Annotated in this window: 10 protein-coding genes, 2 tRNA genes and 17 pseudogenes; 11 read left to right on the top strand and 18 right to left on the bottom strand. The window is 71.9% G+C overall.

The window, feature by feature from the left end; all coding sequences use genetic code 11:
- Nucleotides 1–181, bottom strand: a pseudogene (locus tag FF86_RS38015) (glycerol-3-phosphate dehydrogenase); the annotation flags it as partial.
- 541 nt (nt 182–722) lie between these two features.
- On the opposite strand from FF86_RS38015, the pseudogene FF86_RS38010 reads away from it, so the two are divergent.
- Nucleotides 723–808: pseudogene (locus FF86_RS38010) on the top strand (2-phospho-L-lactate guanylyltransferase); the annotation flags it as partial.
- 1 nt (nt 809) lies between these two features.
- Nucleotides 810–1,475: 2-phospho-L-lactate guanylyltransferase (gene cofC, locus FF86_RS01655; RefSeq protein WP_242417998.1), on the top strand; the 666-nt coding region annotated here is incomplete at its 5' end.
- A 46-nt stretch (nt 1,476–1,521) separates the two neighbouring features.
- Here the strand turns inward: cofC and FF86_RS38005 are convergent.
- The 3 genes and pseudogenes from FF86_RS38005 to FF86_RS01645 form a co-directional block, all read right to left on the bottom strand.
- Nucleotides 1,522–2,013 (bottom strand): annotated as a pseudogene (locus FF86_RS38005) (EAL domain-containing protein); the annotation flags it as partial.
- 1 nt (nt 2,014) lies between these two features.
- The coding region (locus FF86_RS38000; RefSeq protein WP_242418042.1) for a GGDEF and EAL domain-containing protein at nt 2,015–2,940 on the bottom strand (926 nt) is incomplete at its 3' end.
- 1,392 nt (nt 2,941–4,332) lie between these two features.
- Nucleotides 4,333–5,355, bottom strand: coding sequence for a transglutaminase family protein (locus tag FF86_RS01645; RefSeq protein WP_055409156.1), 1,023 nt, complete (start codon nt 5,353–5,355; stop codon nt 4,333–4,335).
- 350 nt (nt 5,356–5,705) lie between these two features.
- Between FF86_RS01645 and FF86_RS37995 the strand changes: the two are divergent.
- From FF86_RS37995 to FF86_RS37970, 6 pseudogenes are all read left to right on the top strand, one after another.
- Nucleotides 5,706–6,120: pseudogene (locus tag FF86_RS37995) on the top strand (RNA degradosome polyphosphate kinase); the annotation flags it as partial.
- Between the two features lies 1 nt (nt 6,121).
- Nucleotides 6,122–6,528 (top strand): annotated as a pseudogene (locus FF86_RS37990) (RNA degradosome polyphosphate kinase); the annotation flags it as partial.
- Between the two features lies 1 nt (nt 6,529).
- A pseudogene (locus FF86_RS37985) lies at nt 6,530–6,608 on the top strand (hypothetical protein); the annotation flags it as partial.
- A 1-nt stretch (nt 6,609) separates the two neighbouring features.
- A pseudogene (locus FF86_RS37980) lies at nt 6,610–6,815 on the top strand (hypothetical protein); the annotation flags it as partial.
- Nucleotide 6,816: 1 nt separating this feature from the next.
- A pseudogene (locus FF86_RS37975) lies at nt 6,817–7,221 on the top strand (RNA degradosome polyphosphate kinase); the annotation flags it as partial.
- Between the two features lies 1 nt (nt 7,222).
- Nucleotides 7,223–7,904, top strand: a pseudogene (locus FF86_RS37970) (RNA degradosome polyphosphate kinase); the annotation flags it as partial.
- 20 nt (nt 7,905–7,924) lie between these two features.
- Here FF86_RS37970 and FF86_RS01635 read toward each other — a convergent pair.
- The 3 genes from FF86_RS01635 to leuC all read right to left on the bottom strand — a co-directional run bounded on the left by FF86_RS01635 (nt 7,925) and on the right by leuC (nt 10,819).
- Entirely contained in the window at nt 7,925–8,209 is a 285-nt protein-coding gene (locus FF86_RS01635; protein WP_009742300.1) for an HU family DNA-binding protein, read from the bottom strand.
- A gap of 522 nt (nt 8,210–8,731) precedes the next feature.
- Nucleotides 8,732–9,319, bottom strand: a complete 588-nt coding sequence (gene leuD / locus FF86_RS01630) for a 3-isopropylmalate dehydratase small subunit (protein WP_044886254.1) — start codon at nt 9,317–9,319, stop codon at nt 8,732–8,734.
- A 102-nt stretch (nt 9,320–9,421) separates the two neighbouring features.
- A complete protein-coding gene (gene leuC, locus FF86_RS01625; protein ID WP_044886217.1) occupies nt 9,422–10,819 on the bottom strand; it encodes a 3-isopropylmalate dehydratase large subunit in 1,398 nt (465 codons plus the stop codon).
- 206 nt (nt 10,820–11,025) lie between these two features.
- Here leuC and FF86_RS01620 point away from each other — a divergent pair.
- Together FF86_RS01620 and FF86_RS01615 are read left to right on the top strand one after the other, a co-directional pair.
- Nucleotides 11,026–11,688 (top strand): IclR family transcriptional regulator (locus FF86_RS01620; RefSeq protein ID WP_242417997.1); only part of this gene is annotated, 663 nt, incomplete at its 5' end.
- A gap of 466 nt (nt 11,689–12,154) precedes the next feature.
- Nucleotides 12,155–13,969, top strand: a pseudogene (locus tag FF86_RS01615) (protein kinase); the annotation flags it as partial.
- Nucleotides 13,970–14,706: 737 nt separating this feature from the next.
- On the opposite strand, the pseudogene FF86_RS37965 reads toward FF86_RS01615, so the two are convergent.
- The 3 pseudogenes from FF86_RS37965 to FF86_RS37955 all read right to left on the bottom strand — a co-directional run.
- Nucleotides 14,707–15,123 (bottom strand): annotated as a pseudogene (locus FF86_RS37965) (sensor histidine kinase); the annotation flags it as partial.
- A gap of 1 nt (nt 15,124) precedes the next feature.
- Nucleotides 15,125–15,768 (bottom strand): annotated as a pseudogene (locus tag FF86_RS37960) (sensor histidine kinase); the annotation flags it as partial.
- Between the two features lie 217 nt (nt 15,769–15,985).
- Nucleotides 15,986–16,246 (bottom strand): annotated as a pseudogene (locus FF86_RS37955) (sensor histidine kinase); the annotation flags it as partial.
- Nucleotides 16,247–16,488: 242 nt separating this feature from the next.
- On the opposite strand from FF86_RS37955, the gene FF86_RS01605 reads away from it, so the two are divergent.
- Entirely contained in the window at nt 16,489–16,773 is a 285-nt protein-coding gene (locus FF86_RS01605) for a hypothetical protein (RefSeq protein WP_044886255.1), read from the top strand.
- A gap of 117 nt (nt 16,774–16,890) precedes the next feature.
- Here the strand turns inward: FF86_RS01605 and FF86_RS01600 are convergent.
- From FF86_RS01600 to FF86_RS37930, 8 genes and pseudogenes are all read right to left on the bottom strand, one after another.
- Nucleotides 16,891–16,963, bottom strand: a tRNA-Glu gene (locus tag FF86_RS01600).
- Nucleotides 16,964–17,057: 94 nt separating this feature from the next.
- Nucleotides 17,058–17,129: transfer RNA gene (locus tag FF86_RS01595), tRNA-Gln, on the bottom strand.
- A 360-nt stretch (nt 17,130–17,489) separates the two neighbouring features.
- A pseudogene (locus FF86_RS37950) lies at nt 17,490–17,894 on the bottom strand (fumarylacetoacetate hydrolase family protein); the annotation flags it as partial.
- Between the two features lies 1 nt (nt 17,895).
- Nucleotides 17,896–18,009 (bottom strand): annotated as a pseudogene (locus tag FF86_RS37945) (fumarylacetoacetate hydrolase family protein); the annotation flags it as partial.
- Between the two features lies 1 nt (nt 18,010).
- On the bottom strand, nt 18,011–18,269 hold a 259-nt coding region (locus FF86_RS63570), incomplete at its 3' end, for a fumarylacetoacetate hydrolase family protein (protein ID WP_304438086.1).
- 676 nt (nt 18,270–18,945) lie between these two features.
- Nucleotides 18,946–20,068: pseudogene (locus tag FF86_RS01580) on the bottom strand (alpha-isopropylmalate synthase regulatory domain-containing protein); the annotation flags it as partial.
- Between the two features lies 1 nt (nt 20,069).
- Nucleotides 20,070–20,428: pseudogene (locus FF86_RS37935) on the bottom strand (citramalate synthase); the annotation flags it as partial.
- Between the two features lies 1 nt (nt 20,429).
- Nucleotides 20,430–20,550 (bottom strand): hypothetical protein (locus FF86_RS37930; RefSeq protein WP_242418041.1); only part of this gene is annotated, 121 nt, incomplete at its 3' end.
- Nucleotides 20,551–20,891 lie beyond the last annotated feature (341 nt).

Below are 20,891 nucleotides of genomic sequence, written 5' to 3'. Positions count from 1 at the left end.
CCCGGATCCGGTCGGGGAGCTGGACCGAGGGCAGGTAACGGGGGTTGACATGCCGGTTGTTGATCGAGCGGATGACTTCCGGGTCCCGGGCGACGAGGTCGACCCGGGCGCCCGCGTCCGCGAGGACCTTCGCGAAGACGGTCCCCCACGATCCGGCGGTCAGCACCGCCACCCGCCTCACCTCGTCCTCCCGGGAGCAGCGCGACGACCGCCCTCGGTCGCGCCGACGCGGGCCCCGCCGGGTCGGGCCGGGGTCAGGGGCGGGGCTGCGACACCGCTCGCGGCATCCTCGGACCGGCTGTTGGAATCGGCGGTAATGGTTCCCTCCGGATGGGTCACGGGACCGGCGTCGACGTCCGGTGCGGCGAGCACCCCGACGCTGCGCGATGGCGTGCCCACCGCGTCCTCACACTCGACCGTAGACGCCGCTCTGGCGGGCATCACGCAGGATGCGGCGCTCACCAGCGACGTTGCCACCCACCAGGGAGATTCCCACGACTCCATCGCCGAGAGGGCACGCTGCGCGAACAGTCGCGCCCGCCACCCGCACGATCAACGCGGGCAGCGACCGGAGGCAGACACTGGGGATACGCGCGCGGACGACGCTCACCCCACGACCAAGGTGCGGCGTTGGCCGACTCTCGCGCAATGCGCCCCTGCCACCGCTGGCCATCGACCGGATCGGGGCATCCGGCTCGCGACGCCACACGGCGTCATGGCCTATGGTCACCTTCGTGTGGCTCCCACGAGGCGGGGCGTCCTGGACGGTCCTTCTGCCGCTCAAGAACCTGGCGCGGGCGAAGAGCCGNCTGGACCGGCCGGACCGTAGCCTGCTGGCGCTCGCAATGGCCCTTGACACGGTGACGGCCGTGCTCGCCTCGGCAACCGACCTCGTCGGCGCCGTGGTGATCGTGACCAATGATCAGACGGTCCGTCGGGCGCTGTCGCGGTTGCGGGACCAGGGTGACATCAGCGCCGGGCACGAAGCGGGTCGGGCGCCGGCCCTCGCACTGTCGACGCAGGAGCGGGCCCGCCTCGTCATTGTTCCGGACACCCCCGGCCAGGGCCTCAACCCGGCCCTGGCGCACGGCGCAGAGCTTGCCGCGGGCCGCTGGCCCGGGCGTCCGCTGGCGGCCCTGTCCGGGGATCTGCCGGCGCTGCGGACCGCGGAGCTGCACCAGGCCCTGGCGGCCGCCGGCGACCATCGCCGCGCGGTCCTCGCCGACGCCGCGGGCACGGGCACCGTGTTGCTCACCGCCGCGACCGGGTCGCCGCTGGGTCCGTCGTTCGGACCGCTCAGCCACGATGCGCATCGTCGCTCGGGCGCCGTCGACCTGACCGACACCCTCGGGTCCTCGGTACCCGGGCTACGGCGCGACGTCGACACCGTCGACGATCTCGCGCAGGCACGTCATCTGGGGGTGGGTGACGCAACAGCGGCGGCGCTCCTGGCTGGCCGGGCGCCGGTGCCCTGACCAGGGCCGCCGCACGCCGGCAGGGACCGCCGCCCAGGCGGCGTCGTCAGGCGGCGGGGTCCGCCCCTCGAGCCGGCTCGGCGGCCGGCAGCCGGCCGCCGGAGGGGGGCCACGGCCGGATCTGCGGAAGCGGCAGCGGACCCGGCCGCGCGAAGAGGTATCCCTGACCCAGCTCGCACCCAAGTTCCTCCAGCTCGGCGATCTGCCCCTCATGCTCGATGCCCTCGGCGACGACGACGGCGCCGAGCGCATGCGCAAGAACAATCATGGAACGGCGCATCGCCGCAGCCCGGCCCCCGTCCTGCGGCGGTTCCAGCAGAGTCCGATCCAGCTTCACGACGTCCACAGGAAGCAGGTGCATCGCGGCGAGCGTGCTGTTGCCCGCGCCGACGTCGTCCAGAGCGACGGCGACGCCCAGCGCACGCACCTCGTCGAGCACCTCGCGCGCACCATGCAGGTCGTCGATCCGGCTCGTCTCGGTGATCTCGACGACCAGGCGCCGGGGATCGAAGCGACTGGCGGCGAGCGCGCGGGCGACNCTGTCGAGCAGGGTCGTGTCGGCGACCCTGCTGGCCGAGACGTTCACGTGCAGGCGCAACGTGGAGTCCGGGTAGGCCACCGCTATCTCCGCGCAGGCCTGGGTGAGGATCATGTCGTCCAGCGCGCCGACGATGCCGCCGTTCTCCGCGGCGGCGACGAAGGTGCCGGGCGGCACCGGCCCGCGGCCCGGTGCCGTCCACCGGGCGAGCGCCTCCAAGGCGACGGGTCTGCGGTCGCGCAGGCGCACGATGGGCTGGTAGTGGACGTCGAATCCGGCCGATCGGCCGCCCCGACGCAGCGCGGTGGCCAGTGCGTCGGCGAGATGGGTGCCGGCGACGAGATGGGTGCCGGGAGTGGCGCACGACCCGGGCCGATAGACGACCAGGCGGTTCTTGCCCGTCCGCTTCGCCGCGTGCACGGCCGTGTCGGCCCGGCGCAGCAGGGCCTCCGTCGTCTCCTGGGTACGGCCGGCCACAACCAGCCCCACGCTGCCCCGCACGGGCCAGTGATGGCCGCCCACCGACACGGGTTGGCGCAGGGCCGCGAGCACCCGTTCGGCGACCGTCTCGGGCAGCTCCCGCCCCCCGTCGAGCAGCACGGCGAACTCGTCGGAACCCAGCCGCGCGACGGTGTCCGTGGCGCGCACGCAGTGTCGCAGACGCTGGCCGACGGTACGCAGCAGATGGTCCCCGGCGGCATGGCCGAGGCTGTCGTTGATGATGCGGAAGTCGTCGAGGTCGCAGTACAGGACGGCGACGTCCCGACCGTCGCGGCGGCTGGCGGCGAGGGCATCGGTCAGCCGCTGGTGGAACAGCGTGCGGTTGGCGAGCTCGGTGAGCGGATCGTGTGACGTCCAGTACCGCACCTCGCGCTCGGCGTTCCCGACCAGCGCCACCAGCCGCTGGCTCGCTCGCAGGGTGACCATCTGCCGGACGAGGACCGCGGCGATCAGAGTCGAGCCGACCACGATCTCGACCGGATCGAGCACGACGCCTGCCCGCGATCGGTCGAGCATCAGCGCGGCGACGCCGGCGGCGGGAACATAGGGCACCGCGAGCCGCAGCCAGCCGACGAGGTCGCCGCGTGGCCCATCCCGGGCCGCCCGATTCCCGTCGGCCACCCAACCCGCTCGCCACGCCGCCAGGACGACGAGCAAGGCGCCGACCACCGCACCAAGACCCGCCCACGATCTACCCAGCCGGCCGGCATCGCCGCCGACCTGCGTGCACCAGTCTCCGACCACTGCCAGGCACACCAGGCCGGTCCCGGCCGCGGCGACGGCCGGCAGGTCGACCGGCTGGCGGAAGCCCGCGACGTGCAGGACCGCGAGCGCCAGGACGAGGACGACGATCGGGTGNGCGACCGTTATCAGGTGTCGCACCACCCCGACGCCGCTTTCACCCCCGCCAACATCGGCGACATCGGCCTCGCCGAGGCCGGCCAGGATGCCCGACCAGGTGAGCAGGAACAGCGAACCGCCAAGGATGATCTCGTCCAGAGCCGTGGCCGGCACGCCGACGAGCCCGCCGGTCAACCGGGACCCCCCGCCAGCACCGCCACCCGCACCGCTGGGCACGCCCGCAGTCCGCAGGCCGTCGTCGAGGCGGCCCAGCCGCGAGCCTCCGCCGGCGGGCCAGCCCACCTCGCCCAGTCCTCCGGCCGAGGTCGAGGCCGAGGCCGAGGCCGAGATCGAGATCGAGATCGAGTTCGAGGAGCCGAGCAGCGTGCATCGGGCCCGGGAACGCCGCACCCGGCTCGCCGGTACCGCGGCGAGAGCGGCGAGGGCCAGGACGGGCATGGCGAGCTGCCCGGCGTCGGCGAGGTACCCGACGTCCGCGACCGTCGGGCGGTCGGTGGCGAACCGATCCCAGCGGTGCAGCGTCCAGGCCGTCTGCCCCACGGTCCAGGCGGTCAGCGCGAACGACAGCCAGACCAGCCAGCGGCCACGGGGCCGGCCGAGCCGGCGTCCGGCCCACGCGCAGCTCAGCGTCGCGGTCAGGCCGGAAGCGATTGCGGCGGCGTCGACGAGCATCCCCCGTCCCGCCCTCCTCCCCGTGCGCCGGCCGCCTGGGACAAAGGATCCTGATGGAGCGACGGAAACGGCCGATCAAATCACCGCATGTCATTGACAAGCGCGTGGGCGCCCATCGTCAACGTAGCGCGTGATCGCCCTATCACAAAGAGTAGATAGATGCCTCGCGTGCCGCGCGGTCTTCTCGGGCGTCCACCATGTCGACCGTCACGGCCCGACCCCACTCGGGGGCGGNAACCCGCGAGGACGCTCACCCCATGGAAGGGTCGCACCCCGACGGGGAGATCACGGCGTGGACTGAACGTCGACGACGGTGACCCGCTGACTGGCGGTCAGGGTCCCCCGCCCCGCTCCGGTGTACCAGCCGGACGTCGGCGCGACGTCGGAGTAGTCGCGGCCGACCGCGACCGTCACGTAGCGGAGATCCGCGAGCCGGTCGTGGCAGGGATCGTAGGCGACGGCGAGGGCGCCGGGTTCCCAGCCGGCCGCGCCGGCCGCCGCCCCTACCCCTGCTCCCGTGCCGGTCCGGGGAACGCCATCGGCCACCCCACCGCTCATGACGACCTCCACCCAGGCGTGTGACGGGCCGTCCCCGACGAGATGCCCGGACACGTAGCGGGCGGGCAGCCCCGCCGCGCGACACAGGGCGAGCATCACGTGCGCCTGGTCCTGGCAGACCCCCGAACCGCCGGCGAGGGCCTGGGCCGCGGTGGTCGTCACATCCGTGCTGCCGGGGACATACCGAATTCGGCTGTGCACCCAGCCGCAGAACCGGCGTGCCGTCGCCACTGGATCGTCGGTGGCCAGGGCGCGGGCAGCCGCGGTGAGCGCCGCGTCCGGCACAGTCAGCGGGGTGGCGTCGAGGAGCCGACGGCCGGCCAACGCCGTGGCTCGCAGCCATGGCCGGGCACCCCCGACGATCCGGTCGATCGTCACGGTCACATCGAAGTCAAGCCGGGGCGGCACCCGGTCGAGGCGCACCACCGCACTTCGCGTCCCGTCGGCGCCACGTCGCCAGGTGGTGCGGGCCGCGTCGGAGGAGACCACCAGCCGGGCGTCACGGACGGTCTGGTCGCCATGCCGATTGGGCGGGACCACGACGAGTCGGTGCACCAGGTCGGTGGCGTCGCCGTCGTAGGTGTACCGGAAGCGCTGCGCAACCCGATACGTCACCCGTGTGCCGGCCGGCAGGTCGGTCAGGTTGACGGCAGCCACCCCCGACTGGTCCCCCCCGGGCAGATCACCCCCGGACACCGTCGAGGGTTGCGGCAGCGTCGCTGCCCCGCCGGGTTCGAGCGGATCCGACATCCTCACCGGAGGTCTCCCCGCCCCAGCACCGGCCCGCCAAATAGTGTGATATCAGACACACAGTGCCCACTTGACCGGGGAACAGCCATAAGGACCGATCCTAGGAAGAACGACCGGTCGACGACGGATGTTTCCATCACACTGCCGATCGTCGCCTTTGCCTGTTTCCATGCCGTTAACTGCGGGTCCCGGACCCGGCAAGCGATCATCTGGGGGCGACCAACCCACTACAACGGGCACGGATCGAACCGGTGGCCCGCCATGATGCCGCCGATGCGTCATCGGCACCGCCGTATCCGGACATCGTCCCGCGCTGCCGAGTTCACCGGCGGCTGGCACCATCTACAGGCATGAGCGAGCTGGTGGCGACCCGTCCCGAACAGCCTCAGCGCAAGGCCCGCAGCGGCCTGCTCGAACCTCTGGAGGCGCCCCGTCCGCCCGCGCCGTCAGATCTGCCGGCCGATCGGTTCATCAACCGCGAGACCTCCTGGCTCGATTTCAACGCCCGGGTGCTGGCGCTCGCGGAGGACGTCTCCACGCCGTTGTTGGAGCGTGCCAAGTTCCTGGCGATCTTCGCCAGCAACCTCGACGAGTTCTACATGGTCCGGGTCGCCGGTCTGATGCGGCGTGAGGCCACCGGACTCGCGGTCCGCTCGGCCGACGGCCTGAGTGCACGGGAGCAGCTCGACCTCGTCAGCCGGGCCACCGCGCAGCTGACGGAGCGGCACTCGCGCTGCTTCACCGACGAGGTCGTGCCGTCGCTGGNGCACGCAGGGATCAGTATCCGGTTCTGGTCCCAGCTCAGCGAGGCCCAGCGGGAACACCTGCATGACTACTTCCACGAGCAGATCTTCCCGGTGCTCACCCCGCTCGCGGTCGACCCGGCGCATCCGTTCCCCTACATCAGCGGCCTTTCGCTCAACCTCGCCGTGCAGGTCCGCGAGCCGGGCGGGGAGATCGACCACTTCGCCCGGGTGAAGGTGCCGCAGAACGTGCCGCGGCTGGTCCCCGTCGCAGTGGATCCGGCCGGGGACTTCCCCGCGGACGGCCCGACGCAGGCGGAGAGCGCCTGCTTCGTGCCACTCGAAGAGGTGATCGCCGCGCACCTCGACCAGCTTTTCCCGGGCATGGAGGTGATCAACTCCCACCTGTTCCGGGTCACCCGCAACGCCGNCCTCGAGGTCGAGGAGGACGAGGCGGAGGATCTGCTGCAGGCCCTGGAACGGGAGCTGGCCCGCCGACGCTTCGGTCCCNCCGTCCGGCTGGAGGTCGACGACGACATCGATTCCGACCTGTTGGCGCTCCTCATGCGCGAGCTCGAGGTCACCGAGCGGGAGGTGCACCGGGTCGCGGGGATGCTGGACCTGTCGGCCCTGTGGGCCCTGTACGACCTCGACCGGCCGGAACTGAAGGACGCGCCGCGGGTTCCGATCACCCATCCTCGACTGATCACCGAAGAGNGGGAGACGCCCGACTTCTTCAGCGTGCTGCGCGAGGGTGACGTCCTCGTCCACCATCCGTACGACTCGTTCACGACCTCGGTGCAACGGTTCATCGAACAGGCTGCCGCCGATCCGCACGTCCTCGCCATCAAGCAGACGCTCTATCGCACGTCCGGCGACTCCCCGATCGTGGACGCTCTCGTCTCGGCGGCCGAGGCGGGCAAGCAGGTCGTCGTGCTGGTCGAGATCAAGGCGCGGTTCGACGAGAGCGCCAACATCCGCTGGGCGCGCGAGCTGGAGCGGGCCGGTTGCCACGTCGTCTACGGCCTGATCGGATTGAAGACCCACTGCAAGACCTGCCTCGTCGTCCGGCAGGAGCGCGGCGGGCTGCGCCGGTACTGCCATGTGGGCACCGGCAACTACANCCCCAAGACCGCGCGGCTCTACGAGGACCTCGGGCTGCTCACCGCCGATCCGGAGGTGGGCGCCGACCTCACCGATCTGTTCAACGTGCTCACCGGGTACAGCCGGCAGACCGAGTACCGCTCGCTGCTGGTCGCTCCGCAGCACATGCGTGACGGGATCCTGCAGCGCATCTCCGCGGAGGCGCGGGCGGCCCAGGAGGGCCGTCCGTGCGGCATCCGTCTCAAGGTCAACAGCCTGGTCGACGAGCAGGTGATCGACGCGCTCTACCGCGCGTCCATGGTGGGAGTTCCCGTGCACTGCCTGGTGCGGGGAATCTGCGCCCTACGGCCCGGCGTACCGGGTCTGTCGGAGACGGTGCACGTCCGGTCGATCCTCGGCCGCTTCCTCGAGCACAGCCGGGTCCTGGAGTTCGCGTCCTCGGACGAGTTCTGGATCGGAAGTGCCGACATGATGCATCGCAACCTGGACCGGCGGATCGAGGCACTCGTCCGGGTGCCGCATCCGGAGCGCCGCGACACCGTGCGCCGCATCCTCGATCACGCCTTCTCCGACGAGGTGTCCGGGTGGGTGTTGCAGTCCGACGGCCGGTGGGAACGGCGGACGGCCGGACCGGACGACGTCCGGCTGTCGGACTACCAACACGACCTCATGGCCGAGGCCATGCGGCGCGGGCACCGGTAACCCGGCGCCCGCACCGTGGATCAGTCGCCGCTCGCCGAGACGCTCGACTTGAACTCGGAGCCGGGCCGGAACTTCGGCACCACCGAGGCCGCGACGTGCACGGGCTCGCCCGTCGCCGGGTTGCGCCCGGTGCGCGCGGCCCGCTCGACCCGCTCGAACACGCCGAATCCGGTGATGGTCACCTTCTCGCCGCTGGCGACGGCCTCCTGAATGGCGTCGAACACGGCGTCGACGGCTTTGGTGGCATTCGACCGTCCGCCTTCGATCTGCTGGGCGATGCGGTCAACCAACTGGGACTTGTTCACAACAACCTCCGGACGCCCCCCGCAGGCGCGGGGTGGGGAGCAGATCGGGCATCACACTGCGCTGCACCGTAGGCATCTCCACTGTCGAGGGCAATTCCCGCGACCGTGTCGCGTCACACAAACCCGCACGTCAACGGGTTCGAGCCGGTGGGCGACNGGATGCGTGCTGTACGGCCAGCGCGCAGCATCCGGTAGATTCATCACGTTGAGTAGCGAGAGGCGTCTGTTTTTTTGGGCGCAATGTCACGCTTTGGTGGCCGGCCGCCTCCGCGAGCGCGGGATCAGCTCTGCTACGTAATCAACCAAACGCCGCAGGCGATGGCGAACGGGTCGGCGCCGGTCGGTAGTCGACCGACCACTAGAGCAGACCTGCCCACACATCGGCCCCGATGTTAATTTCGTCACATCGGGGCCGANGGTCGAGTGGAGAGGCCGAATCGTCTGTGCCGCAGGCCTCCACCCGGTCGGAGCGGGATCCGCGGCCGGAGCCACCGCCGACGTTGGGACGCCCGCGCGCGGGCGCTACACCGCTGAGGGCAGCCAGCCCGGCCGGGTCGCCTCGAAGCCGGTGATCAGCTCCTCGTGCCGCAGGGTCAGGCCCACGTCGTCGAGCCCCTCCATCAGCCGCCAGCGGGTGAAGTCGTCGAGCTCGAACGGGGCCACCAGGCCGGCTCCCCGAACCTCGCGAGCGGCCAGATCGACGGTGATCTCGACGGTCGGGTCCTGCTCCACGGCCGTCTGCAGGGCCTCGACCGTCCCCGCCGGCAGCTGCACCGGCAACAGCCCGTTACCGAGCGCGTTGCCCCGGAAGATGTCGGCGAACCGGGGCGAGATCACCGCCCGGAAGCCATAGTCCTGCAGCGCCCAGACGGCATGCTCACGCGACGAGCCGGTGCCGAAGTCGGGGCCCGCGACCAGGATCGACGCCTCGGCGTAGGCCGGGTTGTTGAGCACGAAGCCCTCGTCGGCCCGCCACTCGGAGAACAGGCCGGCGCCGAACCCGGTGCGCTCGATGCGCTTGAGCCACTCGCTCGGAATGATCTGGTCGGTGTCGACGTCGCTGCGCCGCAGCGGCACGGCCCGACCGGTGTGAATCGTGAACGCCTCCATCGCCGGAAACGCTCCCCTCTGGACGATGTCGTGATCAGGATGGCGGTCGCGGTCGCGGGCACCCGCCGGTTCGACGCCGAGCGGCGACCGCATGGGCCCGGCCTACAACTGCGCCGGGGCGGTGAGCTGACCGGTGACCGCGGTGGCGGCGGCGACTGCCGGAGAGACGAGGTGGGTCCGCCCGCCGGGGCCCTGGCGTCCCTCGAAGTTCCGGTTCGACGTGGAGGCGCTGCGCTCCCCCGGGCGCAGCGTGTCCGGGTTCATCCCGAGGCACATCGAGCAGCCGGCGCTGCGCCACTCCGCTCCGGCGGCCCGGAAGACCTCGTCCAGCCCCTCCGCCTCGGCCTCCGCCTTGACCTGCATCGACCCCGGGACGACCAGGGCCCGGACGCCGTCGGCCACCCGCCGGCCCCGCAGCACGTCGGCCGCGGCCCGCAGGTCACTGAGTCGACCGTTGGTGCAGGAGCCGATGAACACCGTGTCGACGGTCACCTCGGACAACGGTGTGCCCGCCGTGAGTCCCATGTAGGTCAGCGCGCGCTCGGCGGAGGCCCGCGCGGCCGGGTCCGCGTAGTCGCCGGGCGTGGGGATCAGCGAATCCAGCGGCGCTGCCTGGCCCGGGTTGGTCCCCCAGGTCACGTACGGGGTGAGGCTCGCGGCGTCGATGACGACCTCTCGGTCGAACACGGCGTCGTCGTCCGAGGCCAGCGTGCGCCAGTAGGCCACGGCCTCGTCCCAGTCCGGTCCGGTGGCGGCGTGCGCCCGACCGGCGAGGTACTCGAACGTCGTGTCGTCGGGAGCGATCATCCCCGCCCGCGCCCCGGCCTCGATGGACATGTTGCAGACGGTCATCCGGCCCTCCATCGACAGGCCCCGGACCGCCGCACCGCGGTACTCGATGACGTGCCCGGCGCCGCCGCCGGTGCCGATCCGGGCGATGATCGCCAGGATGAGGTCCTTCGCGGTGACGCCGGCCGGCAGGTCGCCGTCGACCGTGACCGCCATCGTCTTCGGCCGGCGCTGCGGCAGCGTCTGGGTCGCGAGCACATGCTCGACCTGGCTGGTGCCGATGCCGAAGGCCAGCGCCCCGAACGCGCCGTGGGTGGAGGTGTGGCTGTCGCCGCACACGATCGTCATGCCCGGCTGGGACAGCCCGAGCTGCGGGCCGACGACGTGGACGATGCCCTGACCGGGGTCGTTCATCGGGTACAGCCGCACCCCGAACTCCGCGCAGTTCTTGCGCAGCGCCTCGACCTGGGCTGCGGAGATCGGATCCGCAATCGGCGCCAGCGTGTTCGTGGTCGGCACGTTGTGGTCCTCGGTGGCGAGGGTCAGGTCGGGGCGACGCACCGGCCGGCCGGCCAGCCGCAGCGCCTCGAACGCCTGCGGCGAGGTGACCTCGTGCACGAGGTGCAGATCGATATAGAGCAGATCCGGTTCACCGTCGGCGCGCCGCACCACGTGGGCGTCCCAGACCTTCTCCGCGAGTGTGCGCCCCATGGCCCCACTCCCCTCCTGCGCCGGGCGANCAGCCCGCGCGGTCATCCGACAGTCCTGAGTTCGGGGTCGTGCCACGACTCGGTGCCGCGCCATTTGCCCGATCTTGCCATCCCGCCACCATCTCACTATGATCCCATTATGTGGGATGGCAGTATCAGCTTATGAAACAGCTTAGCGGAGTCGGGGTCCTGGACAAAGCTGCCCTNGTCCTGGCCGCCGTGGAGCAGGGGCCAGCCTCCCTCGCCGACCTGGTGGCTCGGACCGGGCTCACCCGGGCGACCGCGCACCGTCTGGCCAGTGCGCTCGAGATTCACCGCCTCGTCGGGCGGGACGGCGCCGGCCGGTTCGTCCCCGGCCCGCGGCTGGCGGCCGGGGTGGCCACCCCGCTGCCCTGGGATGTGCTCGACCGGGCCGACAGGATCCTGACCGAACTGCGCGATGTCACCGGGGAGAGCACCCAGCTCTACGTCCGACGCGGCGCCCTGCGGCTGTGTGTGGCCGCCTCCGAGCGGGCGAGCGGCCTGCGCGACACGGTTCCGGTCGGCGCCGCGCTGCCGATGACGGCGGGGTCCGGGGCCCAGGTCCTCCTCGCGTTCGCGGATCATCCCGACCCCGAGCTACTCGCCGCCGCACCGTTCGACAGCGGCACGCTCGCCCTGGTGCGCGAGCGCGGCTGGGCCGAGAGCATCGGCGAGCGGGAGACCGGTCTGGCCTCGGTGTCCGCCCCCGTGCGCGGGGAATCCGGAACGGTGATCGCGGCGGTGTCGCTGTCCGGCCCGCTGGAGCGCCTGACCCGATCACCCGGGCGCCGGCACGGGTTGGCCGTACTCGCCGCGGCGGCGCGGCTGTCGACATCGGCCGTCGACTGAAGGATCCACTTGCCGTCAACCCCAGGCCACCGGAGATCGGCCGGCTTGCCGGTCCGGTCGGGCCCTGCGTGCGGCCGGCGTGACCACGCAGACACGTTTTCCCCGCTTGTCCCGGCTTTCTCGAGATTGCGGATGCCCCGATCGGGCCCCACAACTGAACGGAGCACGGACTACGCCCGCCGGGTCCGTTCCGGCGTCCCGGTGGCGCGGGTCTCCCCCGCCGCAGGGAGTGTCCTTCCGCCGTCGTAGCCTGTTCGAGTCGTCCGTCTCGGATGATCGGAGACGTAGGCCGGATGACCCAGTGGGGTCATTGCCATCCAGCGAGCAAGCGATATAGGTCGCCCGCGCACTGGGGGCGCCCGTCCGGAGGACTCTTCGGGTTCCGCATGGCCGGGCGGTCGTCGCCCGCGGCGGCGCCGCCGTAGGTTCGGCCGCCTCGTGCGGCGCCAAGGAGGGACAGGGCGCGGTGCGCAAACTGGGTTCGCGGTACGTGCTGCACGAGCTGCTCGGGCAGGGTACGACCGGCCAGGTCTGGCGAGGTGTCCGGGTCCAGGACGACGCCGCGGTGGCGATCAAGGTGCTGCGTCCCGAGCTCGCGAGCGATCCGGAGATCGTCGAGCGGTTCCTGCGGGAGTGGGATCTCCTCGTGGATCTCGACAGCCCCGATCTGGTCGCCGTCCGCGACCTCGTCAACGAGCCGGACGCGCTGGCCATCGTGATGGATCTCGTCGAAGGCCATGACCTGCGGGCGCACCTGCGTGAGTTCGGCCCACGGCCCGCCCAGGAGGCGGTCCGGCTGGCGATCGGTACCCTCTGGGCGCTCGACAGCGTGCACGCCGCCGGGATCGTCCACCGGGACGTCAAGCCCGAGAACATTCTCATCGACACGTCCCAGCCCGACCGCCCGATCGTCCGCCTCACCGACTTCGGCATTGCCCGCATGATCAGCACGCCGTCCCGCGTCAGCGCGACCGGGCCGATCGGCACCCCCCTCTACATGGCGCCCGAGCTCGGCACCGGCGCCCCCCCGACCCCCGCCGCCGACGTCTACTCGGCGGGGGTGGTGCTCTACGAGCTCCTCGCCGGATCGCCGCCATTCGACTCGACGAATCCCGCGGAACTGCTGAGGGCGCACCGGGAGGACGACCCGCAGCCCATCGCCGGCGTGCCGGCGCCGGTGTGGGACGTGCTCGTCGGCATGCTCGCCAAGTCCCCGCGGCGACGGCCGGCGAGCGCTGCCGACGCGGCCGACGACCTCAGCGACGCGCTCGAGGTAGGCCTGCGCGGCGCCGCCGGCGCCGCCGAGGAGCGCGACCGGCGCGGCGGCGCGAAGAGCTCGGGACCCGGCGAGCTCCCCGACGAAGCGGCCCCGACCGGCGCCTATCACCGGCGGGTCGGCGAACGGCCGGCAGCGCCGGCCGGCACCCAGCGGGTGGTCCGGCCCGCAGCCGCCGCGGCGGCCGTCGGGGCCGCGGCGGGCACCGGTGGCTGGAACGACCTCGAACATACCCAGATCGCGGGCAGCCTGACCGCCGCCGCGACGAAGGTCAACGGCTGGGACGGCGGCGATCCCGAGCACACTCGTATCGCCCCGGTGACCAGCGCCCAGAGCGGCGGTCGCGGCGGTTGGGACAGCGACGCGCCGACCGGGATGAGCCCCGCGGTGCGTGTCCCCGCCCGCTCCGGTGGCCCGGCCGCCGACACGAACACGGTCATGTCGGCAATCCCGGCCAGCAAGCAGCCCGGCGCGGCCGGTGGCAACGCCGGGGGCGGGTCGCGGGCGGCGGCCGACCGCCGCCGGCGCACCCGGATCGCGGCCGGTGCCGGTCTCGTCGTCGCCCTCGTCGCCGGGGCCGGGGGCTGGGCGCTCGCCTCCGGCGGCAGCACCAACACGGCGCTGTCCGCCGACCGCGCCGCCGAGTCCTCGGCCGATCCGAGCGCGGGCAACCCGGCCGCCGGCTCTCCCGGTGCCGGGGCACCCGGCATCGCGATCGGCGTCGATGGAAGTGCCCCCGGGGCGGTCGCCGGCCGGCCCGGGGCGAAGGGCTCCCCCGCGCCCGGCGCGCACCCGTCAGCCGGCGCCTCCGCCGCGGCCACGACCCCGGCCAGCAGCCCGACCGCGGGCAGCAGCCCCTCGCCCTCGCCGACCGACGACGGCACGGTGACGGTCCCCAACACCGAGGGCAGCGCGGCCGACACGGCGGTGAACACGCTGAAGTCCGCCGGTTTCACGAACGTCAACAAGACCTTCGGCTGCTACAACACCGGCAAGGCCGACAACNTCGCCCACCAGTCCCCGAAGACCGGCAAGGTCGCCCGGACCACGGCCATCAGCCTGCAGGTCGAGGACTGCGCCCAGGTCCCGAACGTCAACGGGATGTCGGAGTCGGACGGCAAGTGGCAGCTCTACTGGGCCGGCTTCACCTCCACTGCGGTCAACGGGGCGTGCGCCAACGGTGAGACGAGCAAGATCTCCGGGTACTCGCCCACGGGGCAGCGCCCGCGGCACTCCACCACTGTGACGCTGACGGTGACCTGCACCAAGCCGGCACCGGCCCCGACGACGCCCGCGCCCGCACCTACCCCGTCGACAGCTCCCACGACGGCCACGAAGGCCTGACGCGGCACGAAGGCCTGACGCGGTCGGGCGGGGCCCCGCCCCGTCTCGGCCGGGCCCCGCCCGATTCCCGTCGCGGCAGCGACTCCCGCCCCGCGTGCGGCGGGGAGTCGCTGCCGCGGTGCCGCCCCGCGCGGCGTAGTCAGATACGCCGGACGGATTCCGGCTCTCGCCTCTCATCCCCACCAGATCCCGGCAGACACGCGGCCGCCGCCCGTTCTCCTGCCGGCCGGGACAGTCATGCCGCCCGCCAGGGCGAAGCCGGTGGGAGACCGACGCCGACGAGACCGGCCGTCAGCCGGTCGGCGGGGGCGATCACTCGGACGCGATGATGCATGATGTCCGGCGCGATGCGGCGACCGCGCCGTCCAGCCGCCACCAAGCGGGCGCCCGGCCGCCGCTCAGCCGAGCTTGTCCAGAGGCAGCGACCGGATGTCGTCCCGGGCCAGCGGACCGCCGCCCAGCCGCGGCACACGAGGCTCCTCGTCGTCCGTCCGGATGCTGCGGGGCAGCGGCATGGGCACCGGCAGCGCCGCCTCCGGCTCCGGCGCGAGGGCCGCGTGGGCGGTGGCCGCCCACAGATCGACCTCGACGATGATCTCGCCGTTCTCCGACGACATCCGCAGCCGGCCGCCGTGTACCTCGACGAGCCGCCGGACGACGTAGAGGCCCATGCCGGCGCCATCGGTGGGCCGGGTGGCGGTGCCGTCTCGCTGCGTGAACGGTTCGAAGAGCTGGCGGATCGTGCCGGGGTCGAGGTCGGGCCCGGGGTTGCGGACGCGGAGAACAACCTCGTCGCCGACCCGGCCCGCGATCAGNCGAACGGGCGCGCCCGGCCAGGAGTGCACCAGGGCGTTGTCGACCAGGTTCGCCACCACCTGGATGAGGGCCTGCCGCGCCATCCGCACGGGCAGTTCGGGCGGAAGATCCACCGTGATGCTGCTGGGCGAGCTGGTGTACGACAGGTTGGCGATCACATGCCGGACGACCTCGGGTAGATCGGCGATGGTCGTCTCGTCCGTGCCGGTGGCCGTGGCGGCCGTCAGCATGTTCTCCAGCAGCCGGGAGAGCCGGTCGGAGTAGTTCACCGCAGCATCGAGCAGATCGTCGAGCTGGGCGTCGGAGAGCCGGCTGCGGCGCCGCTTGATGGTGAGCAAGTTCCCTCGGATTCCGGTCAGCGGCGTGCGGAACTCGTGCGAGACGGTCGCGACGAGGTCGCTGCGGATGCGGTCGGTCTCCTCCAGCCGGGCCATCAGGCTCTGCTGGCCCTCGTAGAGCTGCTGACGGTAATGCTCCACCCGCCGCCGGGACTGCTCGTTGTAGTGCCAGAAGACCATCTGCGCGCAGGCGAGGGCGAAGATGAAACCCGCGTGCAGACCGGCCAGCAGCCAGGCATTGTCCAGCACCGCCGCGCCGGCGCTGACGATGTTTCCCATCGCCAGGTTCGCGACGAACACGAACGCNATGGCCAGCAGGTAGACCGTCCACTCCTCATACAGCGCGATCAGCGCCACGACCACGAAGAAGTGGAAGTACATCGGGGTGAGGCCGTCGGAGATGTGCACGAGCACGACCGAACAGCACAGGAGGCCGAGNCTCGCGGCAAGGGCACGGACCCGGCGCCGGCCGGGCACGACCGCGGCAGCGAACAGCAGGGCAGGCGGGCTGGCCGCCAGGAANCCGTGCGCGAGGCTCAGGTTCTGCCAGATCGCGTAGCCGACGATGACTGGCAGGTGCATCGCCAGCACCAGGCACATGAGGGTGTGCCGGGCCGTCCAGTCCTCGATCGGCAGCCCGCGGCCCTGCGGGAGCAGCGCGGTGAGTCGCCGGGCCATCCCCGGCTGCGATCCCCCGCCCTCCCCCTCCGGCGCCGATGCCCCGGCCGAGCGCAGCCGTCCGGCGCGGCGCGCAGCGCGTCCCGCGTGGGCGCTGCCGTGCCGGNGCCGGGCCCGTTCGGGCGTCGATGGACTGACGGTGGACATCCGCGCAAGTTTCTACCGTTCCAACCCGGGAGCACCATGGTTGTCAAGGGTGGTGTCGCATGGCGACAGTGCCCAGGTTTGACTAGGCCATCCGCACCACTCGGCACCGGGCTCAACGGAGCATGGCGCGAACCTTGGTTGCGCCGCCAGGCTGTGGTCCGCGAGGTGGCCCCAGGACGGCCGCCCATGGAGGAGGACACCGTGCCCCCAGTGGCCCTGACAGCCTCGACCGCGTCCGCGATCGTTCCGCCGACCGCGGGACGCTGCGGCCCGTCGACGGCCGGCGCCACCGACGAGCCCGCCGGGCCCGCCGTCCTGACCCACTCGGCCCGTCCACAGCTCCGGCTCGTCGCGTCGACACAGGGGGGCGTGGGCGCTCCCGAGGCCGAGATTCACGGCTGGGGGGGTCCCGCCTCCTGCGGCTGCCGGGAGTGCGCGATGGCCCGCCACCCGGCCGCCATGCCGCGCCTCACCGTCGTGCGGTAGGCGGCACCCGGCCCCTGACATGACGATGGCCCCCGGATGGAAATCCGGGGGCCATCGTGAGTTCTGCAGGGTGGGCATATCTCTGATCCTCTACGAAGAAGGAAGATAAACCCGTTGTAGCCCCGACCGGATTCGAACCGGCGCTACCGCCTTGAGAGGGCGGCGTCCTGGGCCGCTAGACGACGGGGCCAAGACTTTTCCTATCGTGCGCTGCGGTGCACGTCGTACTGTACACGATGCCGAAGCAGTCCGGCGAAGCGGTGCAACTCCGGCCTTTGGTGCAGCTGGGGTACCAGGACTCGAACCTAGACTAACGGAGCCAGAATCCGTTGGGCTGCCAATTACCCCATACCCCATGGGGCCCTGATCGGGCGTTGCCCACTGTACCTCATGGCGCGGGGGTGTCTGCGCACCGGGGCCCGATGCACACTCGTCATCCCCGATGCCGCAGCGCTCCCGCACCGCCAACACACCACCCGCCCATGCAACCGCGTGACCGCCTGATCCCGCCGCCCGGCTCGTCCACAGTGCGCCCGCCCGTCGGCNCGTCGCCGGGTGGAGGACACGCGCAGACGAAGCAGACCGGGCATGCGAAGCAGACCACACCTGCGAAGCAGGTGGAGAATTCGCGTGAGCCCCCGCGGCCCGGAGGGCGGTGTCGGTTGTCCAGCCGGCGGAAGACCGGCAGCTACGCCGCCGCCCCCGGGCGAGGGAGCTCAGCGGGCCGTCACGGGGTTGGTCAACGTGCCGATGCCCTCCACGGTCACCGCCACGGTCTGGCCCGGTCGCATCGGCCCGACCCCCGCCGGTGTGCCCGTCAGGAGCACGTCGCCGGGCAGCAGGGTCATGGCGGCGGACATGTAGGCGATGAGGGCGGGCACGTCGCGCAGCAGCAGCTTCGTGCGGGAGTTCTGCCGCAGCTCACCGTCGAGGGTGGTGCGGATCGGAAGGTCGGTGGGATCGAGCTCGGTCTCGATCCAGGGACCGATCGGGCAGAACGAGTCGTGTCCCTTGGCCCGCGTCCACTGACCGTCGGTCTGCTGCTGATCCCGAGCCGTCACGTCGTTGGCGCAGGTGTAGCCAAGTACCACGTCGAAGGCCCGCTCCACTGGGACGTCACGNCACAGCCGCCCGATGACGACCGCCAGCTCCCCCTCGAAGTCGACCCGGTCGCTGTCCGGCGGAAGCGTGATCGGGTCGCCCGGACCGGCGACACTCGTCGACGGTTTGAGGAACNGGATCGGGCGCTCCGGCGGGGTGTCACCACCCATCTCCCGGACATGGTCGGCATAGTTCTTGCCGACGCAGAGCACCTTGCTGGGCAGGACCGGAGCGAGCAGCCGGACGTCGCCGAGCGGCCGCCGGGCGCCGGTGAAGGAGAAGGGGCCGAAAGGATGCGGGGCGATGACCGAGATCACGGCATTGCCCTCCTCTACCGACCCCTCGACGACCCCGAATCCGGGCTCCGAACCATCGGTGAACCTCGCGATACGCACGCCCTGACCGTATCCAGCCCGGCGACGGAACCTGGCGGCCGTCCGACGGGCCCACCACGCGACAGCGGCCGGCGTGATCGGGTTCGCCAGAACGCCGGGTGTGCCAGAGAATCGGGCCAGATCGAGTGACAGGTCCAGGCACCGGGCGGCACCCGTTGCGGCCCAGCGTCCCGCCCGCCCGGTGCTCCGGCGCCGGCAGCGGTGAGCCTGCATCGGGCGTGTCACGCCCGGATTGGAAGGAGAATGGTGAGCGAGACCGATACCACCCCCGTCTACGACGTCGGGGCGCCGGAGCCCAAGCCGATCGACGAGGAGCTGAGCGTCAAGCTGGGCCACCTTGCCGAGGACGCGATCCTGCGCGGCAANCCCAACGGGGACGAGCGGTGCGACAACTGCCTGTACTACCTCGACACCGACAAGGACGTCACCTACTGCTGGCACCCGAAGCTGCGGATCCTCGTCGGCGGTGACTGGTGGTGCCAGTGGTGGGAGGAGATCCCGGAGGACTGACGGACCGTCAGACGCGGCCGGTCGGTCCGATCGCGCACATGTGCCGCGGCACCCCCTGAACGGGCCGCTACGGGCCTGTCAGGGGGTGCCGGTCACTCTGTGTTTCCGCCGCCCCGGCCCTGGACGTCGCCAGCCGGTCCGCGGCCGTCAGCCGGTCCGCGGCTGTTCAGGTCGCGTTCGGATCAGCGCGCTCGCCCTGCCGCCGCAGCCCGAAGTTCACCGCGTCCTCGAGAGCCGACCAGGAGGCGGCGATGATGTTCTCGTCGACGCCGATGGTGTCCCAGCGTGACCGCCCGTCGCTGGTACCGACCAGGACCCGGGTGACCGCGCCGGTGCCCTGCTTGCCGTCGAGGATGCGGACCTTGTAGTCGACGAGCTCCAGGTCGGCCAGGCCGGGGTAGGCCTTCTCCAAGGCGTCGCGCAGGGCGGTGTCGAGCGCGTTGACGGGCCCGTTACCCTCGGCCGTCGCGACGTGCCGCACCCCGTGCGAGGTGAGCTTGACGGTCGCCTCGCTCACCACCTGGCCGTCGGAGCGCTGTTCGACGATCACCCGCCAGGACTCCAGGGTGTAGAAGCGCTTGCGGCCCGTCACCTCGTCGCGCAGCAGCAACTCGAACGACGCCTCGGCCGCCTCATAGGCGAATCCGGTGGCCTCGCGCTCCTTGACCAGGTCCACGACCCGGCCGAGGGCCTCACGCTCGTTGGACAGATCGAGCCCGAGCTCGCGGCCCTTGAGCTCGATGGTCGCGCGGCCGGCCAGTTCGGAGACCAGCATCCGCATGTCACTGCCGACCGCTGCCGGGTCGATGTGCTGGTACATGTCCGGGTCGATCTTGACTGCGCTGGCGTGCAGCCCGGCCTTGTGCGCGAACGCGCTTGCGCCGACATAAGGCCGGTGGGGGTCGGGAACCGAGTTGGTGACCTCGTCGATGGCGTGGGAGACCCGGACGAGTTCCTGCAGCCGCCCCGGTGGCAGCGCCGCGCGGCCGAGCTTGGTCTCCAGGCCGGCGATGACGCTGAGCAGGTTCGCGTTACCGCACCGCTCGCCGTAGCCGTTCGCCGTGCCCTGCACGTGGGTCACCCCGGCCTCGACGGCGACCAGGGTGTTCGCCACCGCGCAGTCGGCGTCGTCGTGGCAGTGGATGCCCAGTCGGGCACCGGTCCTGGCGAGCACCTCGGTGACGACGGCGCCGATGCGGGTGGGAAGCATTCCGCCGTTCGTGTCGCAGAGCACGACGACCTCGGCGCCGGCCTCGGCGGCGGCGGAGACGACCTCGAGCGCGTACTCGNGATGCACGCGGTAGCCGTCGAAGAAATGCTCGGCGTCGAGGAAGACCCGCTTGCCCTCGGCCCGCAGGTGGGCGACGGTGTCCCGGATCATCGCCAGGTTCTCGGCGGGGCTGGTGCGCAGCGCGCGCTCCACGTGCCGCAGATCCGACTTCGCGACGAGGCAGACCACCGGCGTGCCGGCCTCCCGCAGGGCTGCCACCTGGGGATCGTCCGCGGCCGCGCGGCCGGCGCGCCGGGTCGCCCCGAAGGCGGTCAGCACCGCGGTCGACAGCGTCAGCTCGGTGCGGGCCCGGGCGAAGAACTCCGCGTCCTTCGGATTGGATCCCGGCCAGCCGCCCTCGATGAAGCCGACGCCGAGGNCGTCGAGGTGGCGGGCCACCGAGAGCTTGTCACCGACCGAGAGCGACAACCCCTCCTGCTGCGTACCGTCGCGCAGGGTGGTGTCGTAGATGTGCAGGGAATCGGGATCGTATGGCCGCACGGGGGCGCCTCTCCGGTGGATCGGGGGCCGTGGGACCGCGTCCGGCACGGCCGCCCCGCGTCCCACCGAGTCACGCACGGACCGTGCTCCGGCACCGACGTCCGGCAGGGTTCGGGGACCATGGGACCGCCACGCGCCCGGTCCCATGGGTCAGTGACCGGAGCGCGCGACGGAGACGGGTTCGCCGCCGGGTGACAAGCCTACGATGTAACAGACCCGACATGTGGCGAGTGTGGTGCGCACCACAGTCAATCCGGTTCGGCTGCTCGCGGGGATCGCCGAAGGCGATTCCCGGAGACCACCCACGGTCACAACCACCAGCAGGGGTCCCCGCAGATTCG

This window comes from Frankia sp. CpI1-P (assembly GCF_001421075.1).
In the GTDB taxonomy this organism is placed as follows: Bacteria; Actinomycetota; Actinomycetes; order Frankiales; family Frankiaceae; genus Frankia; species Frankia torreyi.
This window is presented reverse-complemented; position numbering and strand designations above follow the sequence as displayed.

Coding starts and splice junctions, on each gene's coding strand:
- FF86_RS01645 (WP_055409156.1), bottom strand. CDS start 5,355: ATGTCGGATCCGCTCGAACCCGGCGGGGCAGCGACGCTGCCGCAACCC.
- leuD (WP_044886254.1), bottom strand. CDS start 9,319: ATGGAGGCGTTCACGATTCACACCGGTCGGGCCGTGCCGCTGCGGCGC.
- leuC (WP_044886217.1), bottom strand. CDS start 10,819: ATGGGGCGCACACTCGCGGAGAAGGTCTGGGACGCCCACGTGGTGCGG.